We start from the raw sequence: 18749 nt of genomic DNA on the forward strand, positions 1-18749 counted from the left end.
CGTGAGAAGAACTACCCCTGCCGCCACGCTCATTGGCCCAGGCGGCTGCGCACCGCCCACAGAAGCGATATCGCCGGGACGCGCCATGGCCGTCATCACAGCCCGAAAGGCATAGGAGGCATCTACGGGCAGATCAGCAAATCCCCCCTCCAGAACTTGGCTCTGCATCAGTCTTCTCCTCGTACCATTGTAAAGAAATCAACTTTGGTTGCCGCGGCCTTTGCGGCGCGGTCGGTTTTGCGTGCGGTTATGGCATCGCGAAGCGGGGTCAGCAGAGCAGTCTCGACCGCGTCTGCCGCCTCGGTTTGCATCAGCGCATCGACCAGAGCCGCTTGGAGGGCGTGGTCTTTGCTTCTGCCTTGCACATACCCGTGCCCAACCGTGCCATCGGCCAACTTGACGGAGGCACGGGTCACCGTCATCTCCCCCAGGTTAAAAGGCGCGCCAATAGCGCCTGCACGGCCCCGCACCATGACGCCGCCAATCTCGGGGCTGCGCAGGGTCGTGTACGCTGGAGCCATGTCCAAAGCCGCCCAGCGGCGCGCAACGTCCGCAGCACGAGATCCGGCCAACAGGCTAAGCCAGCCTTTGCGGGATGCGTTCGGATCGCTCATTACATTCATCTAGACAGCTTTCGCAGGTTACTATACAACTATACAAATACTAACTGATGAACCTTCTCCCGCCAATCCCCCGAAGTGTGAAGTTTTAATGACATGACCCGCCGCACACCGATCTGGAAAGCCATTGCCGCGTCCTTGCGCAGCGATATTGTCGAGGGTCTGTACCACGAAGGTGCCAAGCTGCCGACCGAGGCGGCTTTAGCCATGCGCTTTGGCGTCAACCGTCACACTGTGAGGCAGGCTTTGAAGGCTTTGGCGGACGAAGGTATCGTCCACGCGAGGCGCGGTGCGGGCGTTTTTGTCACGACGACACCGACTGACTATCCCATCGGGCGTCGTGTTCGGTTTCACCAAAACCTGACAGACGCAGGCCGCAGCCCAGCCAAGAAAGTTCTGCTGCTAGAGACCCGCATCGCACATGCGTCCGAGGCCGAAGCCCTGCGGCTTGAAATCGGCGCGCTGGTCCATGTCTACGAGGGGCTGTCTCTGATGGAAAAACAGCCCATTGCATTGTTCCGCAGTGTCTTTCCTGCCGACAAATTACCCGACCTGCCAAACCATCTGCGCAATAACCCTTCGGTGACAGCGGGTTTGGCACAATCGGGTGTGGCGGATTACACGCGCGTCTCGACACGGGTCAACGCCAAGCTTGCGACCGCGACGCAGGCGCTTCAGCTGCGTATCGTTGAACATGCGCCCGTCTTGCGCACCATCAGCGTGAATGCAGACCCCGATGGAACCCCCATTGAGGTCGGGCGCACCTGGTTTGCAGGCGACAGGATTACCCTGACACTCTCTGATCCCTAGCTGATCCTTCATAGCGGTCCAGAAAGTCCTTTGCGCTGAGGGCGCGAAAATCCTTGAGCGCCGCGCGTAACGCATCATGGGGCCAATCCCACCATGCTAAGGCCATCAGCCGATCAGAAATCTCAGGCGCAAACCGCGCCCTTAGCGGCACAGCCGGAATTCCGGCAACGATCATATAGGGCGCGACATCCTTGGTCACGATGGCCCCGCCGGCCACGACAGCACCATGGCCGATCGTTACCTCTGGCCGGACTTGCGCCCCATGCTCCAACCACGTGTCATGTCCGATGATCGTGCGCCGAGTGCGTCTGTGTGCAAACCAGGCTTCATCATGGTCCACATCGTCAAAGTAGTCCCCCGACCGATAGTGAAAGTGATGCAGGCTGGCCTTGTCCATCGGGTGGTCCGTGGCCCCGATCCGCACGAAGGCGGCGATATTTGCGAATTTGCCCACGGTGGTGTTGGCAATGTCACAGGATCGGTCGCAATAGGCGTAGTCGTCAAAATGACTGTGGGCCAATCTGGTGCTACGCCCGATTTCAACAAATTTTCCAAAAGTTGCATCATTTAACTCGCAATCGGGGTGAAGAAAAGGGGTGTCCGCTTTCAGTCGAGCCATCAGTGTCCGCCCTCATCACCTGTGATCAGTTTGCGGCGCAGCCAGCCGGACAAGGTGTCCATCGCCATGACCAGCAGGATAATCAGGACAATGTAATAAGTGACCTCTTCCCAATCTTTCTGGGTCGCGATGGCTTGGGTCAACAGCAACCCGATCCCGCCCCCCGTGATTGCCCCGATAATCGTGGCGGAACGGGTGTTGGATTCAAGATAGTAAAGGACCTGACTAAGCAGAACAGGCATCACCTGCGGGAACACGCCAAAACGATAGCGCTGCATGGGTTTCGCTCCTGTGGATGTGATCCCTTCGATCTGTTTGTCGTCCACATTCTCAAGCGCTTCAGAGAACATTTTGCCAAAGGTGCCCGTGTCCGTCAGCAGGATAGCAAGCGCGCCGGTCAATGGGCCGGGGCCAAAGGCCCGGCTCAGCACGATCGTCCAGATTAGGCCATCAACGCCCCGCAGAAAGTCGAACATGCGCCGCGCCGCAAAGCGGAAAATACCCAAAGGGGTAAAGTTCCGCGCGGCAAGAAAGGCCAGAGGCAACGCAACGATGGCCGCCCCGAACGTGCCCAGAAAGGCCATCAGCAGTGTCTCGAACAGCGCCCAGAACACATCGCCATGCCGCCACATCTTGTTGGTCCAGAAATCCTGCACAATCGCGGCGGCCTCGCCTGTGAACGCATGACCCAGCAGTTCTATTGGCCCCATACCGTAATAGGGACTGTCGAGGGTGAAAAAGAATAGCTCCCAACCATAGCTGTACTTGAACACCTCGGCCCGTGCGCGTGTGATGGTGAACCGTCCTGCATCCGTCGCGATCATGACACGGTTTTTAGAGGCATTGATAAACTCTGGCAGGGCCCCCTCGGGAAACACCGCATTGACGCCTGTGCCGTCTGGCCGCGCTGTGACCAGTCCGTACCCCGGAATGTCATAGCTGACTTGTGGGCCCAGGGTGATCAGGTGACCACCGCCCAGATCAACCATGGTGGCATCGCCAAGGCGGACCCAGTCGGGGCCGGTACCATCGGGGTATTGGCCTTTACGTTCCCCCTCGATGGAAATGGCGACGGTGCCGGTCCGGTTGTCCTGTGCCACATGGGTTTTATAACTGTAGCTGTCGGAAATCAGGGTGCGCGCGTTGTCGATGTTTATCCGCTCGCTTAGCCCCGCGACGTCAAAGGACACGAAGATATAGGTCAGATAGGCTAGGATCACCAAAGGGACGGCCAGTGTGGTACGCTTTTTACGGCTGAACTGGCGCAAGGTCGCGGCATGAAGCGTTGCAGTTGTCATAGGGTCACCTGTGAGGTCGCGGCACCATGGGTCAGCCGGTTGCGCAGCAGGCCCGACAGCTGATCCACGGCGACGATGGTCAAGAAGAGTAGGATAAAGATCGCTGCGGCCTCGTCATATTTGCCGACACCCCAGCTCATTGTGTTGCGCAGGTCATAGCCAATGCCGCCCGCGCCGACGAAGCCCAGGATGGCCGACGCACGGATGTTGATCTCGAAACGCAACAGCGCATAGCTAAGATAATTCGGTGCCACCTGCGGGATCACCCCAAGCCACATGCGCTGGATCCACCCCGCCCCGACAGAGTTCAGTCCCTCAACGGGCTTGAGCGATGCGTTTTCATTGACTTCGGAAAACAGTTTTCCCAAGGCACCGACAGAATGCAGCGCAATCGCGATCATCGCGGGCACAGGCCCGCCGCCCAACATAAAAATCAGCACCAATGCGATGACGATTTCAGGGATCGCCCGCAGGATATCAAGGACCCGCCGCAGCGGGGTCACCGACCAAGGCAAAGGCGCAAGACCGCGCGTGACAAGCAGCGACATGCCCAACCCCAGCAACCCGCCGATCAAGGTGGATGCAGCCGCGATGTTGATGGTTTCGATCAGGGATGGGAAATATTTGACAAGATAACCGGGCATCAGGGGCGCACGTTCAACAGCCTCGCTGAACATGGCGGTCGGGAAATCGAAAATGTTGGCAAGGCCGTCCCAAAAGCCCCCCGCATTGCGGCTATCAGCGGCGTAAAAGCCCGATACCAGCAGGGACAAAAACACCACCAGCATGGTGAAATTCATCAGTCTCTTTTTCTTTACCTGCGCAAGATAGGCTTCGCCTACCGTGCCCTTCTGACCACCGTTTATTGTTTCATCTGCCATGCTCTGCCCCACATAAATTACTGGCCCCGAAAAGATCCGGAGCCAGCAGAGGTTATAAAATCAGTTGATTTAATTCGATTTCGCCAAACGGGCGGCGACGATCGATGTGTAGGCGTCATGGGTGATCGGATCGAAACCGCTGACTTCGCCACCGGCAAGGGCTGCGGCACATTCAGGGTCTGTCTCGCCCATGGTGTCGATGATCTGTGTCACTTTCATGCGGACATCATCAGGCAGGGCGTTGCGCAGAACTACAGGCTCGCCCGGGATCAGTTTGGAGCGCCAGATTTCAACCAGATCGTTCATATCGACCAGACCTGCATCAACGGCCTTGCGCAAGGCACCGAACGTATAGCCGTCTTCCCAGTTGCCCTGCCCGTCGGTCCAAGTCACGCCGGCGTCTACGTCGCCGTTATTGACCGCTACGATGGTCTGTTCGTGACCGCCGGTAAATTTCACCTCGCCAAAGTAATCACCGCTCTCCATCGAGGCACCGACCTGACCGGGGATCTCTACCGAAGGGATCAGATAGCCGGATGTCGAATTGGGATCGCCAAAGCCGAAAACCTTGCCTTTCATATCTTCAAGCGACTTCACGCCGCTGTCAATGCGGGCAAACCCAACCGAGTAATATCCCGTGGAGCCATCAACGTTCACCTTAACAAGGATCGGCGACACTGCGGCTTCGTCGGCGATGTGAACGGCTGCATAAGAAGATGGACCCATCAGCGACAGGTCAATCGTACCGCCCAGCAGGCCCTGAATAACGCCATTGTAATCGGCAGGTGCGAACAGTTTGGTTGGTACGCCAAGGGCCTCTTCGATTGTGCTGCGCAAACATTCGTTGCTGTTCATGCGGTCTTGGGCATTCTCGCCCCCCAGAATACCAATGCGGAATTCGTCAATGGCATGGGCATCGGCCAGGACTGGACCCGCCAGCGCTGTTGTCAGAAGGGCAAGTGTGATCGTCTTTTTCATCGGAAGTCTCTCTTGATTGATGCACCCAGCAGTGGGGTGCGGGGGTAAATCGTTTGGCGCTACTGCGCGGCGACATCGGCCAGTTCTTTTTGGGCCGGGTCGGTCGTTTCAATTTGGGTTGATGTTGTTGCTTCGGAAAAGCGCGCATCAGCGCCGTAAATCTCGCGGGCCATGGCGGTGGTAAGTTGTTCTGGCAGCCCGTCAAAGACGATGCGGCCGTCCCGCATGCCGATGACGCGGTCACAATAGCGGCGTGCGGTATCAAGCGTGTGCAGGTTGGCAATCACCATGCGGCCATCCTGTTCGTGAATGTCGCGCAACGATTGCATCACGACCTGCGCGTTCATCGGATCAAGGGACGCAATCGGTTCATCTGCCAGAATGATCTGCGGGTTCTGCATCAAAGCCCGCGCGATGGCGACACGTTGTTGCTGGCCACCCGACAACGCCTCGGCGCGTTTTGGGGCGTGTTCAGCGATCCCGAGGCGTTCAAGAATGTTGATCGCGCGGTGGATGTCTTCGTCAGGGTAAAGATTGAACATCGTCGAAAAGGTCGACCGCCGGTTCAAGGTGCCGTGCAGAACATTGGAAACTACGTCCATGCGGGGCACAAGGTTGAATTGCTGGAAAATCATGGCGCATTGCGACTGCCAATTGCGCTTGGCTGCACCTCGTAGATCCGTCACTTCCAACCCGTCGAACAGGATTTTACCAGAAGATGTATCCGTCAGGCGGTTCAGCATCCGCAAAAGCGTCGATTTACCAGCGCCAGAGCGCCCGATAATCCCGATCATCATGGATTTTTCGACTGTGAAGCTCGCCGCATCTACGGCAGTGTTCGCACCAAAGGTTTTCGTGACCTGATCAAATTGCAGCATAGCAGCCCCCTGTGTTGGGCTGTCAGTACGTCGCTATCAATTCACTTTTGTGTTGGTTGAGCGAAGCTTTTGTGACAGAGCCGCAGCCGAACTTCACGACGTCAGGCGTGCAAATCACTATAACAAAGCAACGATTTCTGGAGCACTATCTCTCTAAGCAAAGCGAAAAATCATTGAGCCAATGAAAACCAACAAGACATCCCCGACCAGAGTTCAATGACATCCCTCGAACCTCCCCCCCTTAAAGTTAATTGCAGCTTTGAACTCACTGCAGCATTTGCCATAGTGAGTTCAGAGCTGTCGTTCGCTGCGGTTGGGCTTCGAAGCCATCGATCTCACCCATAAGCTGGCCTAGCGCTTTAGGGACAGTGATGGCTGAGCGATGTACGCAAGTCGGCCTGATCAGTGCATCGCGCAAGGCATAAGTAGGATCTGCTTCCGCAACACCACTCGCGACCGCAAATCGAAACACAGATCCTATACGGGCGCGCAGGCGGTGGGCTGTCTCGTAGTTACCCTTCGCTTCGACCTTTCGCAGGGTCTTTAGGATTATGGGCGCAGTGATTTCGGTAATCGGCTTACGCCCGAAATCGCGGTTGGCAAGCTTTAGGTGATATTCTGTCTTAGAAAGTGTTGCCGCCGATTTCCCCTCCTTACTCTGCTTGGCTAAAAACGCAGCGCCGATTTTTTCAAAGGTCTGGCCCTTGGCTTCGGTTCTTATGCGCTTGGCTGGCGACCCAAAGGTGTCACAAAGCTCTCAGGGGCAATCCAGAAGGCACTGGCGATTGTCGACCAATGGGATGGCGAAGGCTTCGGTGATGAGATCGCCCTCGTAGAAATCGCGGATGAGATTGGAATGAATAGAAAGGACTTCCGCAAGCAAGTCGCCAACGATCCTCGTTTCAAGGACGAGGTCTACAGTCGAGGCTACGTCGAGGGAGGCATCTCCTTGGATATCTGCAATCCGATGCGGGTTGTTACCTGACCGTCGAAGACATCAATCTCGCGCAAGAGTTTACCGAGCGCCTTCGGCTCGGTGATCGCAGCACGGTGAACGCGGGTTGGCCGGATCAAGGCGTCGCGCAGCGCATAGGTCGGATCGGTCTCTGTGATCCCGCTGGCGACTGCATAGCGGAATACAGACCCAATCCTAGCTCGTAAACGATGCGCCGTCTCATAATTGCCCTTGGCCTCAATCTTTCGCAATGTCCTAAGTATCATCGGCGCGTTGATCTCGCTGATCGGCTTGCGGCCAAAATCAATGTTAGCTAGTTTTAAATGATATTCAGTCTTATCCAAAGTAGCTTTGGACTTCCCCTCTTTACGTTGCTTGTCCAAAAACGCTTCGCTGATTTTGGCAAAGGTCTGCCCCCTAGCCTCTTGCCGTAAGCGCTTGTCCTCTTGTTTGGCCTCGCTGGGATCTTCACCAGCGGCCACCATCACACGCGCGTCTTCTTTAGCTTTGCGCGCTTGTGCTAGAGTGACAACAGGATAAACGCCAATCGAGAGAAGCCGCTCTTTGCCATCCATCCTGTACTTGAATTGCCAAAGCTTGGACCCATTCGGTTTCACCAACACGAACAAACCTTCAAAGTCATAGACCTTGTAGGCATTTTCTTTCGGTTTCAGATTTCGAATCTGGATATCGCTTAACGGCATGTTGGGGGTATCACTATTTCGGCGAGTTGACGATACCCCCGACAACACCCCCAAAGCGGGGGTATCGTATCGGATGGTACCAAACGTAGCTGGATGAACATTCTCATGATATGCCTTATAAACAAGGCCTAAATGCATGTCATCGGTCTAATCTGGATGTGAAAATGGTGCCCCCACACGGACTCGAACCGCGGACCTATTGATTACAAATCAATTGCTCTACCAGCTGAGCTATAGGGGCACTGGGCGTCCGTTTAGAAGATTGTTTCGGGGCGTGCAAGAGGTGAAATTGAAGAAATTTTGGAGTTTTACAGATCGCGCAAGAAAGGCTATTGGCTGACGGAGATTTAAAAGAGTTGAGCTGAAATTCATGCAGTTGGTTTTGCACACAGGTGCGCACTATACAGAAGAAGAGCGGTTGCTCAAAAGCCTGCTGGCCAACAAGGCAATGCTGGCCAAGCGCGGGACATGTGTGCCCGGTCCCAGCACGTATCGCGGGCTTTTTCGTGATACGTTGAATGCGATGTATAAATCATCCGTATCAGCAGGGGCGCGTGATGTTTTGCTAGACGCGGTCCTAGACGATTCCGAAGCAGATCGGGCGATCTTGTCCGATGCGAATTTTTTCCGCACGCCTGCCACTGCGATGATCGAGGGGATGCTATACCCTGCGGCACCGGTGCGCATGATGCGGATGGTGCAACTGTTCCCAGACGACGAGTTGCAGATTTTCATGGCGATCCGCAACCCGGCGACATTACTGCCAATTTTATATGATGTGTCAGGCGATAATTCCGACGCGCATTTCTGGGGCACAAAGGATCCGCTGGATATTCGCTGGTCAGATACGCTGGGTTTGTTGCGCGACTCGGCACCTGAAATCGCGGTCACCGTCTGGTGCAACGAAGATGCGCCGCTGATCTGGGGCAATATCTTGCGTGAAATGACCGGCGTGCCGGCAAATCAACCCATCGCCGGTGAATTTGACCTTCTCGAAACCATCATGAGCAAAGAGGGCATGAAGCGCTTTTTGTCCTATCTTGAGGCGCACCCCGAGATTTCAGGGGCGCAACAGCAGCGCGTAATCTCTGCGTTTCTCGACAAATTCGCGCTTGAAGATGCGCTTGAAGAAGAGCTGGACATGCCGGACTGGACCGATGAACTGGTCGAGGAAATGACCGACAATTACGACCAGGACGTGCTACGCATCCAGCAGATTCCCGGCATACGGTTCTTGCAGCCCTAATAACGGCCGTTCGCGCGATACCACCCTGCCCGTGCCACATTTTTTGTCTGCGCAATAAAATACGTGCCATACTATTTTTATGGAACGTTCCCTTTTTTCCTTCATATGGCGACATTCCCGGCGTGATCAGATCATCTTGGCGGTGGTGACGCTGATGCTGTTTCCCCTGCTCTACGTCACCCTTGAACTTCCCAAACGGATCATAAACGACGCCATCGGTGCCCCAGCGGACCGGGTCACGGTCTTTGGCGTCGATCTGCAGCAAACAACATTTCTGTTGATCCTGTGCTTTGCTTTTCTTGGCTTTGTGGTTCTGCACGGTCTGTTGAAGATGCGGGTAAACACCATGAAGGGGGTAGTGGCAGAACGATTGCTGCGGCGCTTTCGTTTTGGCTTGATCGGGCGCGTTCTGCGGTTTCCGCGCGCCTACCAGCAGCAAACCTCGGAAGGGGAACTGGTTGCGGCCCTGACCGCCGAGGCCGAACCTTTGGGCGGAATCATGGGGGACGCGATTGCGACGCCTTTGATGCAGACTGGCCAGATGGGTACGATTCTGTTGTTCCTGTTCTTGCAGAACTTCTGGTTCGGATTGGCGGCTATGGCGATGTTTCCCGTGCAGGTCTGGCTGATTCCCCGGATGCAAAGGCGGATCAATGTGCTGAACCGCAGCCGCGTACGTCAGGTTCGCAGTCTGGCGGCCGAAGTGGGGGAAATAGCCACCGGCGCTGCGACCTTGCGCCAGCATGGCGGTTGGACGGCCCGCATGACCACGATCAGCGTGCGTCTGGGCCGGCTTTTCAACACGCGCTTCGACATTTACCGCAAAAAATTCTTTATGAAATTCGTGAATAACCTTCTCACCCAGATCACACCGTTCTTCTTTTTTCTGGTCGGCGGCTTGTTGGTGATCAACGGTAGTCTCACGATTGGCGCGCTGGTGGCGTCGCTGGCAGCATTCAAAGATCTTTCGTCGCCGTGGAAAGAGCTGTTAACTTATTATACCGCCGTTCAGGAGGTTTCACAGCGGTACCAAATGATTGTCGAAAAATTCGATCCGCCCGATATCCTGACTGATTTCCTGTTTGAGACGCCGTCAAACGCGTCGGAAAACCCGATGGCGGGCACCGTGTCGCTTTCGGATGTTGTCGTTCAGGATGACATGGGCCGCCAGCTCCTGAGCGGTGCAAGCCTAGAAATTGCATCCGGCGACTGGCTGTGCATTGCGGCCCCCGAGGACGAAGACCGCGCCATGCTGGCGGAGCTTTTGCTGCGCGACATCGCCCCCGTCTCAGGACAGGTAAAGATTGGCGGCCATGATCTGGGGGCCATCGGGCAACATAGTATTGCGCGCATGATCGGTCATGCCAATGCCACGCCCTACATCTTTCGCGGCACCGTGGGCGACAATGTGATGGTGCCGTTGACCATGGCCCCGGCGCTGCAGTTGTCAAAGGATGATCTGGAAGAGACCCGCCGCAGCGGCAATCAGTTGGGTTGGCCTGCCCCCCCCCAACCGACAGATGCACAAATGGCCGCCGCGCGCCATGACTGGCAGCTGCTGGTGTCGGCCATTGGCGCGCAAAAGTCTTTGTTGGCCAAGGCCTTGGACCGGTTCCTGTCGCATCCAGACGACAGCGCGCTCCAAGATCAGCTGACCGCTTTGCGAGAATCGATTCCGGCGCAGATCGACCAGCTGAGGTTAAAAGGAGCCATAGATTCATTTTTAGATGATATCTATTTTGATGACCTCACCTTGGCCGAAAACCTGTTGATGGCCGTCAAAGCCAAGGATGACTGGATCGGCCTGAACTCAACCCGCAAGCTAAGCGACCTCTTGGTCGCTTTGGGGTTGCTTGATCTGGTGATTGAACAGTCTTTGACCTTGGCAAAAGCCCTTGTCGATTCCTTTGACAGCGATACGACGGGCAGTGTCCTGTTCCGCAGGCTTGGCATTCCCGGCGATATCCTGCCCCAATTGCAAAAGGTCATCGAGAACGCCAATAAAACCGGTGAAAACCTGAAGCCAGCAGATGAAACCTTGTTGCTGTCGCTGCAATTCAACGTCCCCGCCCGTGCCTTTGACCGTGCGTTTGCCAAAAAGGTCAAACACGCCATCATTGCCGCGCGCCCCAAGGCCAAGACACTTGCCGACCCTACTTTGGCCGATCGCTATCTGCCCTTGCAACCGGATCACTGGAGCGATCGGTTAAATGTGTTGGAGAACCTGGTTTTCGGCAAAGTCACCCCTGCGGGGCGTAAACATCTGGAAAAAATCCGCGATCAGGTCGTCGCGGCATTGATGCAAAGCGTTGGGGAAGATGCGCTGTTCGACTTGATCCAACGCCTGCCGACGGGGCTGCGCGGGGCGAACCTGTCGCAGCAGATCGCTGAACATATCAGCTTGGCGCAGGTGGTGGTCAAGCGGCCTAACATTGTAATCCTAGACCGTGCCATGGCCAGCTTTCCCGCCCCGGTGCGCCACGCAAGTTTCGCCCTGCTGCGCGAGATACTGCCCGACGCCACCATTCTACAGCTCGAAGCAGCGCTGCCGGAAGACGGTTCCCACGACAACCAACTAGAGCTGCGCCAAGGCCGGTTGATTGCGGTGGGGCAAGACACGGATCATGCGCCAGAGGGTGGCGAAACATCGGACCTGCATCAAAAACGGTCTGCCCTGCGCAAGGCACCGCTGTTTCGCGAGCTAAGCCGCGCGCAGTTGCGTCTGTTGGCGTTTAGTGCCCGCTGGGTCGATGTCGCCCCCGGCCAGATCGTGTTTCGCAAGCACGACCTGCCCGACGGGGCCTATCTGATCTATTCCGGTGCAATCGAATTATACGACGAAGATGAAACCGGCACGGTGACCTTTAGCGTGATCCCCCCACCCGGTACCCTCGTGGGCGAAGTTGGCCTGATCCGCAACGATCCGCGCCGCCTAAGCATGCGCGCGCAAAGCCCTGTGACCTTGCTGCGCATTGATCCTGAAGATTTCCTGAGCATCATCGAAAGCGACGCGCGCACGGCGTTCAAACTGATCCAGTATCTTGTCGGCTATATCGGTGGGGGAAATTGACCGCAAAATCGCTATGCATAAAACCAATGGCACACCTGTCTATATGCAACTGCACGCAAACTTGATATGTTAAGATATGATTAACGGCTGTCATATTCCCAAAAAAGAGATGATCCCATGAAATTTTCACGCCATTCAGTAAAATCCGTTCTGCTCTCGACGGCGCTTGTTGCGCTGGCCGGCCCTGTGTTGGCCTCGGACCACCGGGATGCGCCTGACACCATTGCAGCACCGCAATCAGACATCGGCGACGTATTCCTGTTCAAAGGGTCCGAAACCGGCGGTCTGGCTATGGCAATGACCCTGAACCCCTTGGCCGGATCCGGTCTTGAGGGGACGACCGACCCCGACAAGATTACCCTGTCCCCCGATTTGATCTATATCTTTAATTTCGACCAAGATGGCGATGCGGTTGCGGATATCGCCTATAAAATCAAGGTCACTGCTGGCGATGGCGGGCAACAGCAACCTGTTGAACTGCGCGTAGCCACCGGGGCCGACGCGCGCGACGGGATGTGGTCCGGTACCACCCACGGCAGCGGGTTGACCACTGCGTTGAACACACCATTGCAGGTCGTCGAAGGTAAACTGGGCGAATTGCTGTTCGTCGGCCCCCGCCGCGACCCGTTTTTCTTTGACTTTCTGACGGTCGACGCCCCCGTCGCCCTGGCCATCACCGAAGCACTTGCAGGCGGCGACCACCTGCCGGCCGAAGCCTCCTCCGAGAAGGCCTTTGGAGAGACAGACATGACCCTGATCGTGCTCGAGGTGCCCGACTTGCAGGATCAAAAGCTAAATTACTGGGTGACGGTCGCAGATGGCAAAGGCAAAACCGTCGACCGTGTGGGCCGCGCGGGCATTCAAGGCATCTATCTGGTCGATGCGCCAGCGGGCTATAACTCCGAATATTACATCCCGCGCAACAGCGCAAAATACCCTACGATTGGCGATCTGAACCGCGCCTACAACGCGTCCACCCCCGATCAGGACGGTGCAAACTACAGCGAACAATTCACCTATCGCTTTCAGCAGCTTGAGGTCATCAAAGCGGATGTCGCGGAAAAAGTGGCGTTCTATCTGCCCGATATGCTGGCGTGGGACCCGTCCCAGCCCGATGGCTATCCCAACGGGCGCAACCTGCGCGAAGACGCGATTTACTGGACCCTCGAAGACCTGAACCCGTTTTTGCAGCCCGGCGAAGGTGTCGAATTGCCCAAAAGCAGCGTTCAGCCTCTCAGCGACCGGTTTCCCTATGTAGCACCATCGACGCAGCAAAAATACAAGGATGGGAACGCCAAAGAACCGATCGTGCCGATCTACATGGAGTGATCAGGAGCTGAGTGATCAGGAGGTCCTGAGCCGGTACGCTTTTAGCGTGCCTTTGCCCTTGGCCTGAATATCGCCATGCTGTTCGACCCGATGTGGCTGGTCGAACAGTTTTTCAGACGCAGCCGAGAGCAGAATTGTATTGGGCGCGCAGGCACTTACCATCCGCGCGGCAGTATTGACCGTATCACCCCAGATATCAAAGCTAAGCCGTTTGGTCCCCACCACCCCGGTCGAAATCGGTCCGGTGTGAATGCCAATGCGCAGTGCCCATCCGGCGATTTCATCAGCTTCGGTTTGGTCCAGACGGCCACTGACATAGTCCATGATTTCGACAGCCGCAGCGCAAGTGGCCGCGACATGGTCGATCTCGTCTGAATCGTTCAGATCCCCTGCCACGGTCATATAAGCGTCGCCGATGGTCTTCACCTTCTCGACGCCATGCTTGGCGGAAATTTCATCAAATGCGCCGTAGTACCGGTCCAGCATGCCCACAAGGGCAACCGGATCCATCGCTTCGGTGCTTTTGGTAAAGTCGACAAAATCCGTGAACATCACCGTGGCCGATTCCACCTGCCGAGGACGCACCTTGCCATTGGCCTTCAGCTCTTCCGCGATGGATTCAGGCATGATCGAACGAAGCAATTGCTCCGTTCGTATCTGTTCAATCTCGAGCGAGGCATAAAGCTGTTCGATCTTGGCCTTCGCCGCCTCGATGTCGGTGATCACGCGGCGCTGGAACGCCTGTGATCCATCCATCAGTTCCTCTAGTTCGGTCCGACGGAATTCCGACTTGGCAAGACGCTTCTCCAACCGCCGAAGCAGTTTTTCAGGGTCAAGTGCCCTGCCCGGAGAAGGTTGCGTGTTCATGCGCTACATGTGTCACGATGCCGATGCTGATCCAAGCAAAACTGCAAGGAAGGCATTGGTATGTTGCAATGATTTACCTTTGTTACCGGCGGGGCCGATTTCACCATAGGTATAAAACCCTGCGGTGGGAAAGGCATCGCCGATGATTGACTCAAAGCTTTCGTATTCCTCTTTGGTGCGGGTGCCCAAGACGGCACGCCGACCCGCACATGAGAAAAACAGCGCCGCATCGGGTTTCTTGTTGGGAAAGCCTTTGAACGCGGTTTCCACAGCAGTCCGCGCCGCGACAACGATTTCATCGCGCGATGCCGTTGCGATCTGAACCTCTTTGTCGGCCTCGATCGGGTTTACAAAGGTCACGGCACCGGTTTCTTCATTGAAGAAATGCGGTGACGACAGTAAAAAACCTTCGCGTTCGGGGCTGTGAACCGCCAGCGGAAAGTGCACCGATTGCGCCTGTACATATTCTTTGTAGAGGTTGATCGCCGGGCTGCCGTCAATCTCGTGGATCGTCGACCCTTCGGATTTGGTGACCCTGTGTCGGTTGCCCAAGGGGACATATCCTGTCGCCACACCGCACGAATAGACCAGCGGGCCGGACATGATCAGCACAACAACGGCATCCGACGTTGCCACAGCATTGCAAAACTGCTTGGTCCCCTGAAAGCGCATCTGATCGCCTGACGCTCCGCCCACAATCGGGAAATCTTCGCCCAATGCAGCCCGCAAGCCGCCGACGATTTCGCTAATATTGGGGCCGATCCCTTCGGGCATCGCCACGCACAGCGCCGAGGTTTTGTCGGTCTTGCTTTGCGCGTCGGCAACAGCCGTTGCGGTCGCCCCTTTCGGGTCAGACGATGCGCCATGCCCGATGCCCACGGTAAAGTCGATATCATCAGACCCGAACAGCGTGATCACAACGCTGTCTTCCAGAAACCCGTCGGGCCCCGCCACTTCGCCATCCGTGGTGCAGCCCGCCAGTTCGACCCCCGGCAGCGTTTCGGCAAAGGCTTTGGTCAGCGCCTCTACGTCGACATCAATGCCAACAAAGGCAAGCGCTGCCTGGGGTTTGATCCCGTCCATGCCTGCAAGTGCGATCTCGAGCGCTTCTTCAACAGCTTCGGTGGTATCCGTTTCCTCGCTTGCGCCGGTTGCAATTTTCAGCATGTTCATGTCTCCCCTTGAACGTTTAACGGCCTGTCTACACAGGTCAATTCTTGATGTCAGGCTTCGCCAAATGCCCCGACGGTGTAAAGCCCATAATTGCGCCGTAGAAGGACAGCTCTTCTTCTAGTGACTGAATTATGTGCGCTTTCTGTTTGAACCCGTGGCTTTCGCCGGGAAAAAATTCCCAGGCGACGGGCATTTTCCGGTCCAACAGGCTGTCAATCAACACGTGGGCCTGTGGCGGCGGCACAACCGGATCATCTTCGCCTTGGAAAATGATCAGCGGGCAGCTGATCTGATCCGCATGAAACAGCGGCGACCGCGCCTTGAACACCTTTTGCGCATCGGGCCACGGACCGACCAGCAAAGCGGCGTAAAATGCCTCAAGCTTGTCGGTGTTCTGGGCGATCATCTGCAAATCCGAGATCCCGTAATAGCTGGCACCGGCCGACAGGATGTCGGTAAAGGTCGCAAGCGCCAGCGTGGTATAGCCCCCCGACGATCCGCCGCGCGACGCGATGCGGTAGCGGTCAACCTTGTCTTGCGCCACCAGATGCTGCGCCCCTGCAACGCAATCTGCCACATCAACCACCCCCCAGCCGCCATAGATCCGCTGGCGGTAGCTGCGCCCGAAACCGGTGCTGCCGCGATAATTTGTATCCAGCACCGCAAACCCCCGCGAGGTGAAAAACGCAATGTCCAGCGACAAGGCGCTTGAGGCTGAGGCACTTGGGCCCCCGTGGATCACGATGATCAGCGGCGGGCGCTCATTGACGGGGCCTTTGTAGTCGGGGTTGGCAGGCGCATGATAAAACGCATGGCTGGTTTCCGTGCCCCCCTTGCCGTCATCCACCTGAAAAGAGATCGCCTCGGGGGCCTGAAAACAAGCCTTCGCCTCGGCACTCAGCCCCGGATTGGCGCTGCGCAGCACAGTGGTTTCACAGGTCTCAAGATCAAGCCGGATCAGTTCGGCAGGCCCGTCGAAACGACCGCCGATGAACACAGCAAAGCCATGGCCCACACGCAAATGCGTGATGCTGGTAAAGGGCAGGTCAACGGGCTTTAGCATCCCCGACGTCACATCCACCAGCGCCAACGCCCATACCCCGTCTTTGGAATAGGCCGCAAGAATGATGGTTTCCGACACGAACCCGTAGCTAGACACTCCAAGCCGCCACAACGGCGAGGTGAATTCAGCCGCCTGCGTGGTCACGGGCACCAAACTATCCCCTTCGACCCGGTGAATGTTCCCCCAACGGGTGCCTTTGACGTCCAATCGGTCGCTCACACAATAAAGCGCGCCTTTGGGGGACCACAAAGGTTCGGCAATCGCCTCGTCGGAATAGCGCATGGCGTTTTGCAAAACCGGATTTAGCGTCGGGTCAATATCGGTCGCGGGCGCACCGCCGATTGTCCGGATATCAGTCGCATTGCCCTGCGCGTCCAATGTCGCGACTTGCAGGCGGGTGCCTTCCCACGGCATTGACGGGTAATCCCATGTCAGCCACGCGATCTGGCTGCCATCGGGCGACAGACGCGGTGCGGCATAGAAATCCCCCCCCGACGCGACAGTAATCGGCAAAGCGTCGCCCTGCATATCCAGCGCCACAAGGGTTTGCTGCGCCTGCCCGTTCAACAACACATCGCTGCGTTCCTGCACCGCAAAGATCACACCGCGTGCGGGGTCAGGCACCATATCGGCAAAATGTACCGGCTGGCGCGGGGTGATGGGCTTGGGAAAATGGCCCGGCGTTTGGGCATAGACGCGCTGGTCTTTGGTTTGCGGAAAATCCGAAGCGGCAAAGTTGGTGAACCATACTGTGCCATCCTTGGCCGCCATCGCCCCGCCGCCATAGGAATTCACCAGCGTTCGCGCACAAAACCCCGCAGGCGTGATGTCTTGCGGGCCATCGGGGCCCATGCGCACCACGACCGACCGGCCTTTTTCATCGGGTCGGCTTTCGACCCAGATCACGTCATCGCCGTCCAGTGCAAGCTGTTCAAACTTGACCGCCCCCGCCGCAAGATCCTGTGCGGCGATGGGCGATGCCCAAGATCCGAAAGCTGCTGTTGTGACCGCCATGGCGCTTACCCCCCTACCCATGGTTGAAGTTTGTTCTTTTCGACGATCAGTTTGGTCTGTTCCAGCGCGGTTTTCTTGAGCGATTCCAGCACGATCGGCAACCAGTTGAGTTTTTCGGTCGCGGTCACCCATGGGTCCTGCGTGGTCGAAACAAGGAAGTTGATCCCTGCCCCGTTGGTCGGTGCCAGTGACAGCCGCGCCCCGAATGCATCCACAAAACGCTGGCCATAATCGCCCACCTCAAAGGAGGAAGACGTCACGAACATCGGCTGCTTCGGCACGTCGCCAGTGGTGAATTCCCCGATGCTGAGCGCTTGGAACATCGCGGTGTTAAAGTCATTGGCCAGCGCCACATCGGTATTCCAGCCCGCCTTGGTGCGGAAGTTCAGCGAATAGGTCACGATGTTCTGATCCGACCCCATCTCGCGGAAAACCTCTTGGGCGTCGGGATTTGACATGAAGTATTCAAGCAACGCATCGTTTTCGCGTGGCACGATTTCGTTTCGGATCAGGGCCAGTTGTGCGGCGATCTCGGCGTTGGATTTGCCTTGCTTTTCGGCTGGCAAGCGCTGGAACGGCACGACCTTAAAGCATTCGTTATCGCCTGCGATATCCATAAGCTGCGCGTAGAACCGTTTGGAGTTGAAGATACATTTGCCCAGCAACTTGCCATAGCCGGACTTGTCCGGGCGGATCACCGCATGCGACAGGTAGACCCCCGCAGCGGCCGCACCGGGTTTGGACCCTTCGATGCCGTAAACACCCACCGTCGGATCAACACCGCCGTGGAACACGACCGGCGCGGTAAAGGCGATCAGATCACGCATCGCACCATTGCGATAACACATGGCACCGGCAGGGTACGGGATGAAACCGGCCTTGTGCGGATCGACTGTCTGAGTGTCTGCGTGGCTCAGCGCCTGATATTGGCGCGTCACGTATTCGCTCATCACCATTGCCGGGGTATGTTCGACAGCGCCTGCTTCGATTTCAGGCTGGGGGAAACGCGGCTCGCGCAGGATCGACGCGAAATAGCCGCCCCATGCACCGTCCACATGCAGGGAAAATTCCATCCCCTTGGCGCGGTATTCTTCGCGTAGCGCAACAATATCAGCGAGCGGATCAACCGAGCTTTCTTCGGTGGTGCCCATGACAGCCACGACCTGCAAGACCGGCTGGCGGTTCTGGTAGCATGTTTCGATCTGGTCACGCAGGTGATCCATGCTCATGCGGCCATCCAGATC

At 56.7% G+C, this 18749-nt stretch carries 17 protein-coding genes and 1 tRNA gene; 4 read left to right on the plus strand and 14 right to left on the minus strand.

Translation table 11 applies throughout. From position 1 onward, the window contains the following. Together ABYT07_RS10840 and phnG are read right to left on the minus strand one after the other, a co-directional pair. On the minus strand, window positions 1-168 hold a 168-nt coding region (locus ABYT07_RS10840), incomplete at its 3' end, for a phosphonate C-P lyase system protein PhnH (protein WP_372991614.1). Continuing rightward, the gene (gene phnG, locus ABYT07_RS10845; protein ID WP_372991584.1) at window positions 168-623 is read right to left on the minus strand and encodes a phosphonate C-P lyase system protein PhnG; all 456 of its coding nucleotides are present in this window, start codon (window positions 621-623) and stop codon (window positions 168-170) included. The genes phnG and ABYT07_RS10840, both read right to left, overlap by 1 nt. 93 nt (window positions 624-716) lie before the next feature. Between phnG and phnF the strand changes: the two genes are divergently transcribed. After that, window positions 717-1430 (plus strand): phosphonate metabolism transcriptional regulator PhnF, encoded by a 714-nt coding sequence (gene phnF, locus ABYT07_RS10850; protein ID WP_372991586.1) that lies wholly within the window; start codon window positions 717-719, stop codon window positions 1428-1430. Here the strand turns inward: phnF and ABYT07_RS10855 are convergent. From ABYT07_RS10855 to ABYT07_RS10890, 8 genes are all read right to left on the minus strand, one after another. Continuing rightward, a complete protein-coding gene (locus ABYT07_RS10855) occupies window positions 1405-2049 on the minus strand; it encodes a chloramphenicol acetyltransferase (RefSeq protein WP_372991588.1) in 645 nt (214 codons plus the stop codon). The two genes, phnF and ABYT07_RS10855, sit on opposite strands and share 26 nt — an antisense overlap. Beyond that, a complete protein-coding gene (gene phnE, locus ABYT07_RS10860) occupies window positions 2049-3347 on the minus strand; it encodes a phosphonate ABC transporter, permease protein PhnE (protein ID WP_372991590.1) in 1299 nt (432 codons plus the stop codon). Before phnE (ABYT07_RS10860) ends, ABYT07_RS10855 begins: the two co-directional genes overlap by 1 nt. Next, complete coding sequence (phnE, locus tag ABYT07_RS10865; protein WP_372991592.1) at window positions 3344-4228, minus strand: phosphonate ABC transporter, permease protein PhnE; 885 nt, start codon at window positions 4226-4228, stop codon at window positions 3344-3346. Before phnE (ABYT07_RS10865) ends, phnE (ABYT07_RS10860) begins: the two co-directional genes overlap by 4 nt. A gap of 69 nt (window positions 4229-4297) precedes the next feature. After that, window positions 4298-5206, minus strand: coding sequence for a phosphonate ABC transporter substrate-binding protein (gene phnD / locus ABYT07_RS10870; RefSeq protein ID WP_372991594.1), 909 nt, complete (start codon window positions 5204-5206; stop codon window positions 4298-4300). A gap of 59 nt (window positions 5207-5265) precedes the next feature. Then, window positions 5266-6084, minus strand: coding sequence for a phosphonate ABC transporter ATP-binding protein (phnC, locus tag ABYT07_RS10875; protein WP_372991596.1), 819 nt, complete (start codon window positions 6082-6084; stop codon window positions 5266-5268). A gap of 265 nt (window positions 6085-6349) precedes the next feature. Next, window positions 6350-6805 (minus strand): tyrosine-type recombinase/integrase, encoded by a 456-nt coding sequence (locus ABYT07_RS10880; RefSeq protein WP_372991616.1) that lies wholly within the window; start codon window positions 6803-6805, stop codon window positions 6350-6352. A gap of 206 nt (window positions 6806-7011) precedes the next feature. Further along, window positions 7012-7881: a tyrosine-type recombinase/integrase gene (locus tag ABYT07_RS10885; protein ID WP_372991598.1), complete on the minus strand. Its 870-nt coding sequence runs from the start codon at window positions 7879-7881 to the stop codon at window positions 7012-7014. 27 nt (window positions 7882-7908) lie between these two features. Beyond that, window positions 7909-7984, minus strand: a tRNA-Thr gene (locus ABYT07_RS10890). 129 nt (window positions 7985-8113) lie between these two features. On the opposite strand from ABYT07_RS10890, the gene ABYT07_RS10895 reads away from it, so the two are divergent. The 3 genes from ABYT07_RS10895 (at window position 8114) to ABYT07_RS10905 (ending at window position 13388) form a co-directional block, all read left to right on the plus strand. Beyond that, window positions 8114-8989: a hypothetical protein gene (locus ABYT07_RS10895; RefSeq protein WP_372991600.1), complete on the plus strand. Its 876-nt coding sequence runs from the start codon at window positions 8114-8116 to the stop codon at window positions 8987-8989. A 154-nt stretch (window positions 8990-9143) separates the two neighbouring features. Continuing rightward, window positions 9144-12059 (plus strand): cyclic nucleotide-binding domain-containing protein, encoded by a 2916-nt coding sequence (locus ABYT07_RS10900; RefSeq protein WP_372991602.1) that lies wholly within the window; start codon window positions 9144-9146, stop codon window positions 12057-12059. A gap of 117 nt (window positions 12060-12176) precedes the next feature. Next, the gene (locus ABYT07_RS10905; protein WP_372991604.1) at window positions 12177-13388 is read left to right on the plus strand and encodes a DUF4331 family protein; all 1212 of its coding nucleotides are present in this window, start codon (window positions 12177-12179) and stop codon (window positions 13386-13388) included. 15 nt (window positions 13389-13403) lie between these two features. Here the strand turns inward: ABYT07_RS10905 and ABYT07_RS10910 are convergent, their stop codons facing one another. The 4 genes from ABYT07_RS10910 to ABYT07_RS10925 form a co-directional block, all read right to left on the minus strand. Continuing rightward, the gene (locus ABYT07_RS10910; protein ID WP_372991606.1) at window positions 13404-14255 is read right to left on the minus strand and encodes an adenylate/guanylate cyclase domain-containing protein; all 852 of its coding nucleotides are present in this window, start codon (window positions 14253-14255) and stop codon (window positions 13404-13406) included. A 12-nt stretch (window positions 14256-14267) separates the two neighbouring features. Further along, complete coding sequence (locus ABYT07_RS10915; RefSeq protein WP_372991608.1) at window positions 14268-15428, minus strand: FIST signal transduction protein; 1161 nt, start codon at window positions 15426-15428, stop codon at window positions 14268-14270. A gap of 37 nt (window positions 15429-15465) precedes the next feature. Continuing rightward, a complete protein-coding gene (locus ABYT07_RS10920; protein ID WP_372991610.1) occupies window positions 15466-17505 on the minus strand; it encodes an alpha/beta hydrolase family protein in 2040 nt (679 codons plus the stop codon). A gap of 5 nt (window positions 17506-17510) precedes the next feature. After that, a partial coding sequence (locus ABYT07_RS10925) for a pyridoxal-dependent decarboxylase (protein WP_372991612.1) occupies window positions 17511-18749 on the minus strand: 1239 nt, incomplete at its 5' end.

This window comes from Sulfitobacter sp. (genome assembly GCF_041552635.1).
Classification (GTDB): Bacteria; Pseudomonadota; Alphaproteobacteria; order Rhodobacterales; family Rhodobacteraceae; genus Sulfitobacter.